Source organism: Halostagnicola alkaliphila (assembly GCF_055379965.1).
The window spans coordinates 2,544,151-2,558,204 of the sequence record NZ_AP043826.1; the positions used below are offsets into that span (position 1 = coordinate 2,544,151).

General features: G+C 62.7%; 11 protein-coding genes. 6 read left to right on the forward strand and 5 right to left on the reverse strand.

From position 1 onward, the window contains the following. Positions 1-10: 10 nt before the first annotated feature. Positions 11-2,689 carry a heavy metal translocating P-type ATPase gene (locus tag ACZ5C7_RS17990; protein ID WP_464377648.1) on the reverse strand — a complete coding sequence of 893 codons (2,679 nt, stop codon included), beginning with the start codon at positions 2,687-2,689 and terminating at the stop codon, positions 11-13. A gap of 116 nt (positions 2,690-2,805) precedes the next feature. Continuing rightward, positions 2,806-3,606, reverse strand: coding sequence for a sulfite exporter TauE/SafE family protein (locus ACZ5C7_RS17995; RefSeq protein WP_464377649.1), 801 nt, complete (start codon positions 3,604-3,606; stop codon positions 2,806-2,808). Positions 3,607-3,791: 185 nt separating this feature from the next. Between ACZ5C7_RS17995 and ACZ5C7_RS18000 the strand changes: the two genes are divergently transcribed. Continuing rightward, positions 3,792-5,213, forward strand: coding sequence for an MATE family efflux transporter (locus ACZ5C7_RS18000; RefSeq protein ID WP_464377650.1), 1,422 nt, complete (start codon positions 3,792-3,794; stop codon positions 5,211-5,213). A 33-nt stretch (positions 5,214-5,246) separates the two neighbouring features. Here ACZ5C7_RS18000 and ACZ5C7_RS18005 read toward each other — a convergent pair whose 3' ends face one another. From ACZ5C7_RS18005 to ACZ5C7_RS18015, 3 genes are read right to left on the reverse strand one after another with little or no spacing between them, the layout of a single operon-like run. Then, positions 5,247-6,080: an undecaprenyl-diphosphate phosphatase gene (locus tag ACZ5C7_RS18005; protein ID WP_464377651.1), complete on the reverse strand. Its 834-nt coding sequence runs from the start codon at positions 6,078-6,080 to the stop codon at positions 5,247-5,249. A 49-nt stretch (positions 6,081-6,129) separates the two neighbouring features. Next, positions 6,130-8,040, reverse strand: a complete 1,911-nt coding sequence (glmS, locus tag ACZ5C7_RS18010) for a glutamine--fructose-6-phosphate transaminase (isomerizing) (RefSeq protein ID WP_464377652.1) — start codon at positions 8,038-8,040, stop codon at positions 6,130-6,132. 2 nt (positions 8,041-8,042) lie between these two features. Further along, positions 8,043-9,215: a sugar phosphate nucleotidyltransferase gene (locus ACZ5C7_RS18015; protein WP_464377653.1), complete on the reverse strand. Its 1,173-nt coding sequence runs from the start codon at positions 9,213-9,215 to the stop codon at positions 8,043-8,045. Positions 9,216-9,328: 113 nt separating this feature from the next. Here ACZ5C7_RS18015 and ACZ5C7_RS18020 point away from each other — a divergent pair, with 113 nt between their 5' ends. From ACZ5C7_RS18020 to ACZ5C7_RS18040, 5 genes are all read left to right on the forward strand, one after another. Then, positions 9,329-10,180 carry a TatD family hydrolase gene (locus tag ACZ5C7_RS18020; RefSeq protein WP_464377654.1) on the forward strand — a complete coding sequence of 284 codons (852 nt, stop codon included), beginning with the start codon at positions 9,329-9,331 and terminating at the stop codon, positions 10,178-10,180. A gap of 130 nt (positions 10,181-10,310) precedes the next feature. Further along, positions 10,311-10,889: a DUF2150 family protein gene (locus ACZ5C7_RS18025; protein ID WP_464377655.1), complete on the forward strand. Its 579-nt coding sequence runs from the start codon at positions 10,311-10,313 to the stop codon at positions 10,887-10,889. 103 nt (positions 10,890-10,992) lie between these two features. Then, complete coding sequence (locus ACZ5C7_RS18030) at positions 10,993-11,619, forward strand: GNAT family N-acetyltransferase (protein ID WP_464377656.1); 627 nt, start codon at positions 10,993-10,995, stop codon at positions 11,617-11,619. A gap of 180 nt (positions 11,620-11,799) precedes the next feature. Continuing rightward, positions 11,800-13,482 carry an acyl-CoA mutase large subunit family protein gene (locus tag ACZ5C7_RS18035; protein ID WP_464377657.1) on the forward strand — a complete coding sequence of 561 codons (1,683 nt, stop codon included), beginning with the start codon at positions 11,800-11,802 and terminating at the stop codon, positions 13,480-13,482. Between the two features lie 124 nt (positions 13,483-13,606). After that, entirely contained in the window at positions 13,607-13,927 is a 321-nt protein-coding gene (locus tag ACZ5C7_RS18040; RefSeq protein WP_464377658.1) for a hypothetical protein, read from the forward strand. Positions 13,928-14,054: the final 127 nt, after the last annotated feature.

Genomic DNA, 14,054 nt, shown 5'->3' on the forward strand with positions numbered 1-14,054 from the left:
GTCACCGATTCTACTCGTCCTCGAGCAACGCTCGGGACGAATTCGTCACGACGAGTAGACTGCTCGCACCCATCGCGACCGCGGCGAAGAGCGGGTTGAGCAGTCCCGTCACGGCGAGGGGAATCGCGATCCCGTTGTAACAGAACGCCCAACCGATGTTGCCCTTGACGCGCCGGTCGGTCGCTCGAGCGAGTTCGAAGACCGTCTCGACCGACGTGAGGTCGTCGTCGACGAGCGCGACGTCCGCAGCGTCGGCCGCAATCGCCGTGCCGCCACCCAACGAGATGCCGAGATCGGCCGCCGCGAGCGCCGGCGCATCGTTGGTCCCGTCGCCGACCATGACCGTCTGGCCCGTCCGTTTCAGCCGCTCGACGGTCTCGGCTTTCCCCTCCGGCGGCACGCCCGCGAACACCTGATCGACCGCGTCGTCCTCGCGGAAGCGGCCCGCGGCTCGAGCGTCGTCGCCGGTCAAAACGACGACGTCGATGTCGGCATTCGAAATCGCGGTCAGCGTCTCGTGCCACTCCTCCCTGAGTTCGTCGCCGACGACGATCACGCCCTCCGCCGTTCCCTCGCGACCGACGGCGACGGGAACCCGTCCAGTTTCGCGCTCGTCTTGGATCCGTTCTGCGATTTCCTCGGGGACCGTCCAGCCGCGCGCCGTGAACAGGTCCGGGTGACCGACCACGATCTCCTCCCCGTCGACGACGCCCGAAACGCCGTTTCGGTGGCTTTCGAACGAGTTGACGAGATCGTCGGACGGAGTCGTTGGGTCCGACTCCGGCTTCCGTTCGCCCTCGAGCGAATCCGTCGACTCGTCCTCGGTTCGCCGTCGCTGTCGCTCGTACGCCGTGAGCTCCCTTTGCTCCGTCTCGTCCACGACACTCTCCTGGGGCGTTCCGCCGTCCGAAACTTCCTCGGGGGGTGTTCCGCCGTCCGCGATCCGCTCCGGTCGATCCCGGGCGCTCGCGATGGCTTGGCCGATCGGGTGCGCTGACCGGGACTCGAGCGCCGCGGCCTTCTCGAGGAGGTCCGAATCGAGACTCGTCTCTCCGTTTTCGTCCCAGCCCGTCTCGACGACGCTCATCTCGCCGGTCGTCAGGGTCCCGGTCTTGTCGAAGACGACCGTGTCGGCGTTGCGGATGCGCTCGAAGACGCTGTCGTCGAAGACGACGATCGAGTTGGCCAGCGCGTCCCGAATCCCGGCCGCGACCGCGAGCGGGGTCGCGAGCCCGAGCGCGCACGGACAGGAGACGATCAGAACGGTCAACCCGACGAGCAACGCGCCGGCGACGCCAGCTCCGAGGACGAGGTAGACGGCGGTAACGACGACCGCGAGAACCAAGACGAGCGGGACGAAGATCGTCGCCAGTTTGTCGGCGAGTTTCTGGATGCCGTGACTCGAGCTCTGGAGGTCCCAGACGAGCTCGGTAATTCGGTCGAGACTGCTCGTTGCGTCGGGACCGACGCGAACCGTTATTGCGCCGTCCGAAGCCATCGAGCCGCCGACGACGGCGTCGCCCTCGGCCTTTCGAACCGGGAGTGACTCCCCGGTGACGACGGCCTCGTCGATCGACGCGTCGCCGTCGACGACCTCTCCGTCGATCGGGATTCGCTCGCCGGTCCGAACCAGCACGTGGTCGCCGGCCTCGAGTTGCTCGAGGGGCACGTCTTCGGGTTCCTCGATTGGCACGTTCTCGGACTGTCCGTCGAGTCGGTCGCCGTCCACCGACCCGCGTCGAACCCGGCGAGCCTCGTCGACCTGCACGGAGGTAAGATCCGAGAGACGCTCGGTCGCCTGACGCTTGAGCGAGGACTCGTAGTAGCCCCCGACGGTGACGATGACGATGATGGCGACGGTCACGTCGTAGTAGATGTGGTCGCCGCCGACGATGATCGACAGCGTGCTGTAGAGGTATGCGCTGAGCGCGGCGATGGCCACGAGCAGGTCCATGTTCGGCCGTCGCGTCTTCGCGCTGACGTAGGCTCCCTGCAGGATCGGCTTCCCGGTGATCGCCAGGATGATCGTCGTCAGCGCGGCGATGACGAGGTAAAACACCGTCGCGCTCTCGCTCGCCAGCGCGCTCTCGATGAACTCCGTCGTCTGCTCGTCGTAGAACAGGCCGCCGAAGTAGACCGGATAGATGAGGACGACGTACTGAAGCATCACCATCATCCCCATCAACACACCGACGATGACCCGTCCCATCGCCCAGTTATCCGCCTGCCGACGGCTGAACGCGTCGTCTCTCGAGTACGCGCTGTAGCCGAGCCCGCTGATGGCGTCCTGTAGCTCCGCTTCGGAGACGGTATCGGGATCGTGATCGATTCGAACCGTGTCCGTCACATAGCTCGAGCTCGCGTCGCTGACCCCGTCCGTCGCCGTGGCGGCCGATTCGATGAACGCCTCGCAGGTCGCACAGTGCATGCCGTCGACCTCGAGAAACGTCGCGTCGTGATCGTCCGGGACATCGGGATCGGCCTCGAGTTCTTCACCACGCTGCTCGGACTCCTCTCGACGCTCTCGAACGTCGGCAGCGTCGACGTCCTCGAGATCGCCGAGCGCGTCGTAGACGTCTCGACAGCCGACACAGCAGAACTCGTTCCCGTCGCCGTCGCTGACGTCGACTCCCTCCGTTGGGAGCGCACAGAGCGTACAGCCGGACTCGGGTGGGTCGGTTGCTGTCATCGGTGAAGTTTCGTTCGTTCAGTTCGTGTCAGTTCGTTCAGTTTGTGATGATTCGATCAGGCCGTAGTGAGGGGCCTGTGCGTGGTGATTCAGTTGGTTCGTGATGATTTTGTCAGTTAGTGGTGCTCGTGACCTCCCGCTCCCGGCGCGTCGATACCGTCGTAAAACGGCAATTCCGGATGCGGAACTGGGTAGCCGAGACTCATCAATCCGTGTGCGAGCAGGACGTAACCGAGGACGACGAAGGCGACGCCGAGCAAGCGGTGGACTCGGCGTCGGTGACCCGCATCGACGGCGTCGATGACCGTCCCGTAGGCGAACACCGCTGGAATCGTTCCGATACCGAGCGCGGCCAGTGCGAGGCCGCCACCCAGCGGCGAGCCAGTTGCGAACGCATAGAGAAATGCCGGATAGAGGATCGGGCACGGGAGTAGTCCGTGAACGGCTCCGAGCCCGACGATTCCGGGACCGTTCGCGAGCCGGTCGACGTGCGTTGCGAGCCAGGCACTGACCCGCTCGAGGCCGGGAATCGAGACGCCGCCGGTCGTCCGTCCGAGGAGATAGTATATTCCGGTCGCGACGATGAAGCCACCGACGAGGACGCCGATCCCGCCGCGGGCGAGGTCGACGACGGGTGTTAGTGAATCCGTCGTGATGAATAGCAGACTCCCGACCGCGCCGAACGCCGCGCCGAGAAGGGTATAACTCGCCGTTCGACCGATGTTGAACAGCGCGTGCTGACGAACTTCGTAGGTGCTCAGATGGCCGCCCGCTCGAGCGTCCGACCCGCCGTCGTCCATCTTGCCCGCGTAAATCGTTACCAGCGGCCCGCACATTCCGATGCAGTGAGCTCCGGCGAGGACGCCGATGAGGAGAAACAACGCCACGTCGATGCCAAGGAATGTGAACGGGTCCATGGGAAATCCATCCTCGAGAGATCGCTCGTACCCGACCTACCAACTGGAGGTGGTAATGGGTTTCGTTGTTTCCCATCGGACCGTAACGAACGCCGGAGGATCACCGCTCGATCGAAGCGGCGGTACTTCCGGGTCACCTTTCCGCCAACTCAATACTTAATCCCCGGACGTTTGAATTCGGAAGTGTGTTTGTCGTCGTCCTATCACTTGCCAGCCACCGATTCTGGCGAGTCTGGAGACGAGTGTTTAGCCTGTCGTGGCCGGTGATGGCCGAACAGGTGCTCCGGACGCTGATGCGGACGACGGATCTGATCGTCGCGGGGCTCTTTTCGCCGGCGGCGGTCGCCGCGGTCGGGCTCGCGGATATCTACGCACGATTCCCGCTTCGGTTCGGAATCGGTATCGGGGACGGTGCGATCGCGCTTTCGAGTCAGGATACCGGCGCTGATGCGGACGCCAACAGAAATCAGGCGGTGACACAGGCGCTGTTGATCGGGATCCTCGGCGGGATTCCGTTCGTCCTGTTCGGGCTTTTTCTCAACGAGTACGCGATCGCTATTCTGGGTTCGCTCGCAGAAGAGGGCGCGATGGCGGACGTGATCGAGTACGGTAGCACGTATCTCATGATCATCATGGTGTCCGCGCCTGCGATCCACGTTAACTTCATCGCAGCGCGCTCGATTCACGGGACCGGCGACACCAGAACGCCGATGTACGTCAACGGCGTCGTCAACGCCCTCAACATCGTCGCAACGGTCGGTCTCGCGCTCGGACTCGGCCCGATTCCGGAACTGGGCGTCGTCGGAATCGCACTCGCGACCGCGGTCTCGGACTCGCTCGGCGCGTTCGCCTTCCTGTTGATTCTCTGGTCGCCGCTCAACGAGATTCGGTACGTCGTTCCGCGACAGTTGGTCATCACCAAGCAGCTCATCCTCATCAGCTGGCCGCGGATCGCCGAGGGTCTCACCGAGATGTTCGCCGAATTCCCGTTCAACGCAATCTTGCTGGCGTTCGGTACTGAAGTCAACGCGGCTTACCACATCGGTCGCCGAATGTACCAACAGGTCGCCTCTCCGCTGGCGAGGGGCTACGGCGTCGCGGCGAACATCATGGTCGGACAGTCGCTCGGCCGAGGAGAACCCAAAACGGCGTTTTACAACGGCGCGGCAGCAACCGGACTGAGTACGCTCACGGTCGGCGGCTTCTGCCTCCTGCTTTTCTTCTTCGCCGAGCAGTTCGTGCTCGTGTTTACGAACGATCCGGCGACGGTTGGCTACGCGAGTGGATTCGCGCAGGCCTACGCCATCGCGGCGGTCCTGATCGCCGCCTACCTCACCCTCGCCGGATCGATTCGCGGGGGCAGCGAGACGATTCCGCCCTTCATCGCCCGCGTCATCGGAACCTTCGTCTTCCTGCTGGGCTTTACCTACGTCTTCGGCGTCGTCCTCGAGTACGGCGTCGTCGCGGCCTACGTCGCGGTCGTCCTCGACTTCGTCTTCCGGGTGGCCTACCTCGGCGTCGTCTTCTATCGTCGCCGGTGGATCGATCGGGGGACCTCGATGATGCGCGAACGGGGCAGTATCGAAGAGAATCCGGCGGAAGATTGACTCCGTCTCATCGACGCCCTTCGTCGCCACGTGTCAGGAAACGAGTAGCGTCACGCCGCCGCCGCCGACGATCGCCAGTCCGCCGAGACCGAAACAGACGATCCAGAAGGGAATCCGTTCGACGATTCTCATGAGGAGCCCGATCGTCGCGTAGCCGACGATCGCGCTCGTGGCGACGGCGATGGCGGCCATCTCGAGGCTCACTCCCGGGACTCCCCCTTCGGTAACGAAGATCAATGCGCCCGCACCGATTCCGGTCGGGATCGAAAGCAGAAAGGAGAGACGGAACGCCGAGGGTGCCTGGTACGACCGGAATAGCAGGACGCTTGTGGTCACTCCCGATCGGGAGATGCCGGGGAGTATCGAGAGCCCCTGGAAACCGCCGACGATCACGGCATCACGAAACGTCGGGTCCTCCCGTTCGGCGAGATCCACCGACTTGGAAGCCAGTTCCAACACGCCGGTCAGGACGAGCAAGACGCCGATCGCGGCGATGAACAGTCCGCCGCTGAGTTCGCTTGCGATATCGACGGCGAGAAAGTAGATTGGAAGGCCGATCAGACCGGTGGCGACACAGGCGACGACGACGAACGTCGTCACCGCGTTCGGTCCCGTAAACGCCGATCGGGGCCGCCACTGGGGAACGGCCTCGAGGCTCTCGAGGATTTCGTCGCGGTAATACAGCGTTGCAGAGAGCGTCGTTCCGAGTTGCAAGAACAGCGCGAGTTGCAGGGCGTGATCCGGGGAGATGTCCATCAGGGTGAGAAACAGCGAGAGGTTCCCCTGGGAGGAAACCGGGAGCCACTCGACGATTCCCTGGACGATCCCGGCGAGGATGGCGACGATGAGATCCCAGTACTCGTTCATCGCTCGCTCACCCAGCGAGATCGATTTCTTCCCCGCGGCGAGTCGGCGGTCATTCGACGGTCACGCTCTTAGCGAGGTTTCGGGGCTTGTCGATCGATCGCCCCATCGTGTTAGCGACCCAGTAAGCGACGAGCTGTAACTGGACGTTCGCGAGAACGGCCGCACAGCGCTCTTCAGTTTCGGGGATTCGAAGAACGTAATCCGCGTAGCGCTCGACGTCGGCCGCACCGTCGGTAACGACGACCACCGGTGCGTCTCGAGCCTCGACTTCCTTGATGTTCGAAATCGTCTTCTGTGCCGTCTGCCCGTCCCCGGTCACGACCGCGAAGACCGGCGTGTTCTCGGTGACCAGCGCGAGCGGACCGTGTTTCAGTTCGCCGGCAGCAAACCCCTCGGCGTGTTCGTAGGTAATCTCCTTGAACTTCAGTGCGCCCTCGAGGGCGACCGGGTAGTGCAAGCCCCGTCCGATGAAGAAAAAGGCCTCGGAGCCGACGAGTTCCTCGGCGATCGGTCGGACATTCGAGGTGTCGAGGACGGTCTGGACCTGATCGGGAACGGCGCGCAACGATTGGACGTCAGCGTGGGAGGATCGGCCGCTAAGGGCGGCGTTCAACAGCGAGAGGGTGATCTGTTGACTGGCGAACGTTTTGGTGGCCGCAACGCCGATTTCCGGGCCCGCTCGGATATACAGGGCGTGATCACTCGCTCGAGCGGCGGAACTTCCGACGGTGTTGGTCACGGCGAGGGTCGTCCCACCAGCGCGGTTTGCCTCCCGGAGCGCGCGAAGTGTGTCCGCCGTTTCTCCGCTCTGGGTGATCCCGACGACGAGCGTCGCGTCGTCGACCGGCACGCGATCGGTCGTGTACTCGCTCGCGATGGTGGCCGTCGCGTGTATCCCCTCTCGCTGCAACAGCGATGCCCCGTAGAGTGCGGCGTGGTACGACGTTCCGCACGCGACGAACTGTATCGGAGCGCCGAACTCCCGGTCGACCAGTGCCTCGATCGACTCGAGCGTGACGGCTCCCCGAAGCTCGTCGACCCGGCCGCGGAGACACTGTCTGAGCGCCGAGGGCTGTTCGTGGATCTCCTTTAACATGTAGTGGTCGTAACCGCTCTTTCCGGTATCCTCGGCATCAAAGTCCACCGTTTTGACCGTCTTCTCCACGGTCGTTCCCGCAGCGTCGCTAACTTCGTATCCCTCGCCGTTGAGGCGAACGAACTCCTCGTCTTCGAGGTAGATGACGCGGCTGGTGTGCTCGATGAACGCCGGAACGTCGCTCGCGAGGAAGTAGCCGCCTTCGGTTCCGGTCGGCCGTTCGTCGCCGTTCCCGGTGCGTTCGTCGTCGTTCTCCCCGATTCCGAGCACGAGCGGGGACTCCTTTCGCGTCGCGTAGACCGTCTCGTCGCCTTCGAAGACGGCTGCGATCGTGTAGCTCCCCTCGATCCGGTCGATCGCTCGACGGAACGCCCGTTCGTGGACGGTAATTCCTCCGTCGTCCGGAGCGCCCTCCGCATCCTCGGCCGACTCGAGGTACCGACCGATAAGATGGGGGACGACTTCGGTGTCGGTTTCGCTCTCGAAGGTCACGCCCTCGGCCGTTAGCTCGTCTCGAAGCGTCTGATAGTTCTCGATGATGCCGTTGTGGACGACCGCGACGCGCCCGTCGTCGTCGGTGTGTGGATGCGCATTCGTATCCGTCGGCGGGCCGTGGGTGCTCCAGCGGGTGTGTCCGATGCCGACCGTCGGTTCGCGAAGCTCCGAGACCGGGAGCGTCGATGTGAGCTCCTCGAGTTCACCCTCGGATTTGTAGACGTCGACGTGGGAATTCGCGAGCGCGACGCCGGCCGAGTCGTATCCTCGGTACTCGAGTTCCGAGAGCCCGTTGAGCAGAACGTCGATCGCGTCGGGAGCGTCGCGGTCGTCGAACGCCGATCCGACGTAGCCGATGATTCCACACATCGCTATCGAACCTCCGTGTCGGATTCGATCGAACCGCTCACCGCCGTTCCCGCGTGGATAGTTACTTCGGAGCCGACGATCGTTCCCGGCGCGTAGGTAACGCCACCTCTGTCTCGCGTGCGATCGGCGAGTAACGCGCCCAGCCGTTCTTCCTCGTGGATCGTCGTCTCGACCCGAACGTCGCCGGGACCGCCGACGACCGTCGATCCGTTCCCGATTTCGACGCCTCGACCGGTGACGCAGTCGACGACTGTGGCGTTCGTTCCGATCCGCGTATCCGAATCGATGACGCTGCTTTCGAGCGTCGCGTTCGATCCGACGGTGACGTTGTTTCCGAGCGAGACGTACGGCCCGACGACCGCGCCGGGGCCGATCACACAGTCCGGAGCGATAATCGACGGCTCGAGGATCGTCGCCGACTCGTGAATGTGCGCGGAGGACGCGATAGCGCTCTCGACGGTCCCCGTTTCGAACAGCGTCTCGGCGACCTCGAGGAGATCCCACGGATACGTCGCGTCGATCCACTTCCCGTCGGTCTGGGCCGCGTTGACGGTTTTCCCCCGCTCGAGCAGGCGGGAAAGTCCGTCAACCAACGAGTATTCGCCGTCGCTCGAGTCTACCCCCGTTACGATCTCGACCGATTCCGGTTCCAGTACGTAGACGCCCGCGTTGAGCCGATAGTTTCTGTCGTCGGTCGGATTCTCGACGAGTTCGGCAACGCTGCCGTCTGAATCCACGATGACGCCGCCGTATTCCGCGACGTCGCTCGCGGAGATCACCGCGATAGTTCCGGCCGCATCCGAGCCGTGTCGATCGATCGTGTCCTCGATAATCGACGCGTCGATGAGCTGGTCGCCGTTGACGACGAGCGACGTTTCGTCGACGGTCGGCATCGCCGCCTCGAGTGCGTGGGCGCTGCCGAGTTGTTTGTCCTGGATCGCGTACTCGATCGGGACATCTCGGTAGGTCGACCCGAAGTGAGACTGCACGGCGGTCCGTCCGTAGCCGACGACGACAATTAGCCGCTCGATACCGGCGTCGATGAGTTCGTCGAAGACGTGCTCGAGGATCGGCTTCGTCGCGGCGGGCAACATCGGTTTGGGTCGATGTCTGGTCAGCGGTCGAAGACGTATTCCCTCGCCCGCAGCCAACACGATTGCAGATCGAACGGTCATTGAATCGGTAGATGGTACCCGTTGGTGTATGTTTACTGGTTAGATCCCTGCAACGTCGCGGGAATCGGTGCGAAGTCGGTGACTTTTCACTCGAGGCGACCCCATATCCGCCCATGATCGACGAGGAGACGCCGGTGCTCGACAACCACATGCATCTGGACCCGGATCACGGCCGCGGTATCGAGGCGGTCGAGGACTTCGCTCACCTCGGCGGGACGCACCTGCTGGTCGTCAACAAACCCTCCTGGCACCTCGGCGTCGAGGCGGACGAAGGCGAGGATTTCCGGCCGGTCTTCGAGCGAACGCTCGAGGTCGTCGAGGAGGCCTCCGAAATTCTCGACGGGCGGGCGTGGCCCGTCCTCGGCGTTCATCCTGGGCTCGTCTCGCGGCTGGTCGACGAGCGCGGATACGAGCCGAAAGCCGCTCGAGACGTTATGCAGGGCGGGATCGATCTCGCCGCCGAGTACGTCGAATCGGGCGACGCGCTGGCGCTGAAATCGGGCCGTCCGCACTACGATGTCGACGATGCCGTCTGGGAGGTTTCCAACGAAGTCATGCGCCACACGTTCGATTACGGGGCAGCCCTCGAGTGTGCGGTTCAGTTACACACCGAGGCGAGCGAGGCGCTTCCGGACGTCGCCGATTGGGCGGAGAAAGCGGGACTTCCAGCCCACCGCGTTGTCAAACACTACGCCGCGGGTCGACTCGAGGGCCCGACACCCAGCGTCATGAGCGAGAAGGACCGTCTCGAGGTCGCGGCCGAGCGCGACGAGCCGTTCCTGATGGAGACCGACTTCGTCGACGACCCGGACAGGCCGGGTGCCGTGCTCGGCCCAAAAACGGTTCCTCGACGGGTTCGCTGGCTGCTCGAAGAAGGCCTCGAGGAGGCGGTCCGAATCGCTCACGTCGAAACGCCCGAGCGCGTCTACGGGATCGATACGAGGGCAACGCTCGGAGACACGTAGCGGGCGAGAGTGTGACTCGGACATCGTTCACTCGAAACGTCAGTGACACACAGCAAACTCACGCTTTAACACTTCCAGGGGATGACGCATGTAGAGAAAGGCATTTCAAGCGGCCGGTGTAGGTGTGAGTATGAGCAATCCCCCGACGGAGTTTTATTCGGCAGAACGATGGCAAAACTGGATCGGCCGCATCCAAGACGAGGACATCGATCCGGAAGACGAGGACTCGGCGCGCCTGCTCTTGAATCTGCAGGACGATACGGCGATCGCCATCGCGAAAATTGTCGCGGCCTACGACGACGGGGAAATCGACCAAGAGACCGCACTCGAGGAGATCCAGGACGTTCGAGAAATCGTTCTCTCGGAAGTCGACCTCGAAGACGAAGAGAAACTAATCCTCGTCGACGGCGTTCAGACGAGTCTCGTCTGCGTCTTCTTCGCCGCCGAGGAGTACGTCGCCGACGGGCCGGCCGAAGACGGGCACGTCAACGATTACGTCGGCGCTGCGGCCGACGCCGAAGCCGAGGAGGATCTCGACGCCGCGCTCGGTTACGCCGCACAGGCAGGGACACTGATCATCGACGGGGAAGAACTCGACATGACGATGGCGGAGGAACTCGAGTACGGCCTCGTCACTGAATGGATTAACGGTCTCGACAGCTTACAGAGCGCGATGAGCGATCCGGAAGTCGTCGAAGAAGACGAATAAGCACTCGAATCAGTTCGTTTTGCAATCCACAGTCAGCATCGGTGTGATTCCCGTTATTCTCCCCCCATAAACGCTTTAGGGTGCCGGTCACGTACGTCGAATCATGTACGTTCGGGACGCGAAAAACAGGGAGGAGGTCTGGCTTCTCGATCACATCGAAGCGATGGGTCTCGACGAAACGTCGTTTCGCTCTCGAGATTACGTCGTCGCGATCGACGAACAGTCAGGGGCGAAAGCGGGATTCGCCCGAATTCGCGTCCACAAAGCCGACAGCGACTTGGAAGCTGGCGACGCTGAGCGATCCGAGGACGATCCGACCGAATACTGTGAACTGACGAGTATCGGCGTCCTCGAGAACTGGCGCGAACAGGGTGTCGGCGCACACATCATCGAGCGACTCGTCGAGTACGCTGGAGACGACGGGTTCGAAACCGTTTATGCCCTCACCAGCGAAGCGGACTACCTGCGGCAGTTCGGCTTCCGTCGAATCGAAGCGGGTTCGCTTCCCGAACCGCTCGTCGACAGGCTCGAGAAAAAGCGAGACGGCATCGACCCGGAGGCGGTTCCACTCGCGCTCGATATCGAATCATTCGAGCTCCCGGACCGGCTCAGGGAAGCGTTCAAGCAAGCAACAGAACGCGACGGATCGTCGGAATCGACCGAGGAGTCACCCGAAGACTTCGGGATCGATTCCAATTCAGCGACCTACAAGTATGATACAGGACGATAATACGCAGATGATGGAGCCAGGTTGCGCCCGAAAGGGGATAACAGAACGCACGCATGAATCGCTGCTCGAGCAATTCATCGAAGCTTTCGGCTGTTCTCGAACGATGCTATCCGGAACCGCGAGCGGCGAGTCATGCGCGTTTATTAACCTTCAAGCCCCACCCCGCCAAGGGAGTCTATAATGTTCGACCCTGACGATCTCGAAGAGATTCGCACCGGGCGCGAAGCATGGCAGGAGAGCGAAGTCGAACCGGTGATCGAACGGTTCGGGGAGCGAAAAGAGACGTTTACGACGGACACGGGCGGACAGGAGGTCGATCGACTCTACACACCCGAGGACGTGGCGGAGTTAGATTATCAGGAAGACCTCGGCTATCCGGGCGAGCCACCGTACACGCGGGGCGTCTATTCGACCGGCCATCGGGGCCGCCTCTGGACGATGCGCCAGTACGCCGGATTCTCGACGCCCGAAGACACGAACGAACGGTATCACTACCTGCTCGACCAGGGTCAAACTGGGCTTTCGATGGCCTTCGACTTGCCGACTCAGATGGGCTACGACTCCGACGCTGGGATGGCCGCTGGAGAGGTCGGCAAAGCCGGCGTGGCAATCGACTCGCTCGAGGATATGCTCACCGTCTTCGACGGAATTCCGCTCGACGAGGTGAGCACTTCGATGACGATTAACGCCCCCGCGTCGGTACTTCTCGCCATGTACATCGCGGTCGGCGACCATCAGGGCGTCGACCGGGAGGAACTTCGAGGAACGATCCAGAACGACCTCCTCAAGGAGTACATCGCCCGGAACACCTACATCTACCCACCCGAACCGTCGATGCGGATCATCACGGACATCTTCGAGTTCTGCGCCGCGGAGACGCCGAAGTTCAACACCATCTCGATTTCCGGATACCACATCCGCGAAGCGGGTGCAACCGCCGCCCAGGAACTCGCCTTTACCCTCGGAGACGGCATCGAGTACGTCGAAGCGGCAATCGACGCCGGGCTCGACGTCGACGACTTCGCACCACAGCTGTCCTTTTTCTTCAACGGCCACAACAACATCTTCGAGGAGGTCGCGAAGTTCCGCGCTGCCCGCCGAATGTGGCACGATATCATGGACGAGCGGTTCGACCCCGACGATCCGAAATCGAAGCAGCTCAAGTTCCACACCCAGACGGCCGGATCGATGCTCACGGCCCAGCAGATCGAGAACAACGTCGTTCGCGTCGCCTATCAGGCGCTCGCAGCGGTGCTCGGCGGAACCCAGAGTCTCCACACGAACGGCAAGGACGAGGCGCTCGCCCTGCCGACCGAAGAATCCGTGCGGACCGCGCTTCGGACCCAGCAGATTCTCGCCCACGAATCCGGCGCGGCCGACACCATCGATCCGCTCGCGGGGAGCTACTACGTCGAGTCGTTGACCGACGAGGTCGAGTCCGACGCCTACGACCTCCTCGAGGAGGTCGACGAACGCGGCGGCATGCTCGAGGCGGTCGAACAACAGTGGGTTCAGCGCCAGATCCAGGATACGGCCTTCGACCGACAGCGCGAAATCGAGGAGAAAGAACGGGTTATCGTCGGCGTCAACGAGTTCGAAGTCGACGAGGAACCAGCGATGGACGTCGAGGAAGTCACCGAGGAGGACGAGCGCCGAAAGGTCGACGGGCTCGAGGACGTTCGCGCCGAGCGCGACGACGAAGCGGTCGAGGCGACGCTCGAGTCCCTCCACGAGGCGGCAAACAGCGACGAGAACATTATGCCCTACATCATCGAGGCGGTCAAAGCCTACGCGACCGTCGGCGAGATCTGTAACGTCATGCGAGCGGAGTTCGGCGAGTATCAGGCCGGCGGCGCGGTCTAATTTAGGAACCCGAAATGCCGGTATTCAGGGACCCGAAGTGCGGTAATTCCCGTCTGCCGCCTCTCCGGGTTCTCGCCGGAAACAGACGGCGACGTTTTATATCGAATCGGGTTCGAAAGGACGTATGTCCAATAGTGATGACCTTTCGGTATTGCTCGAGGATCTGGAAACGACGGACTCGCTCGCGGAGCTACAGGCACACGTCATGCTGGCGAACGCCCACTTCGAGGACCAGCCGTCGATCGAACTTCCCGAGACGACTGCCGAAGCCAGCCCCCAAATTGCAGGAGACCTCGAGCAGTGGCTCGAGCGGCTTCGGGAGCGACTCGACGAACTCGCGAGCGCACAGTCGGCCGCCAGCTATTCGGTCTCGATGAGCGGAAATCTGACCGGTCCGTCCGTTTCGGTGTCGATCACGTTTCAGGTCGAACCATCGACGGAATAGCAGCCGAAGCATCACACCGACTCGCTCAGGTGTCCCTCGGGGATATCGAACGTACGGGAGAGTGCGGGTAGACGGAAGAGTGCGGGCAGACGTTCAAAACGACTCGCCGCAACCGCGGTGTAAAAAT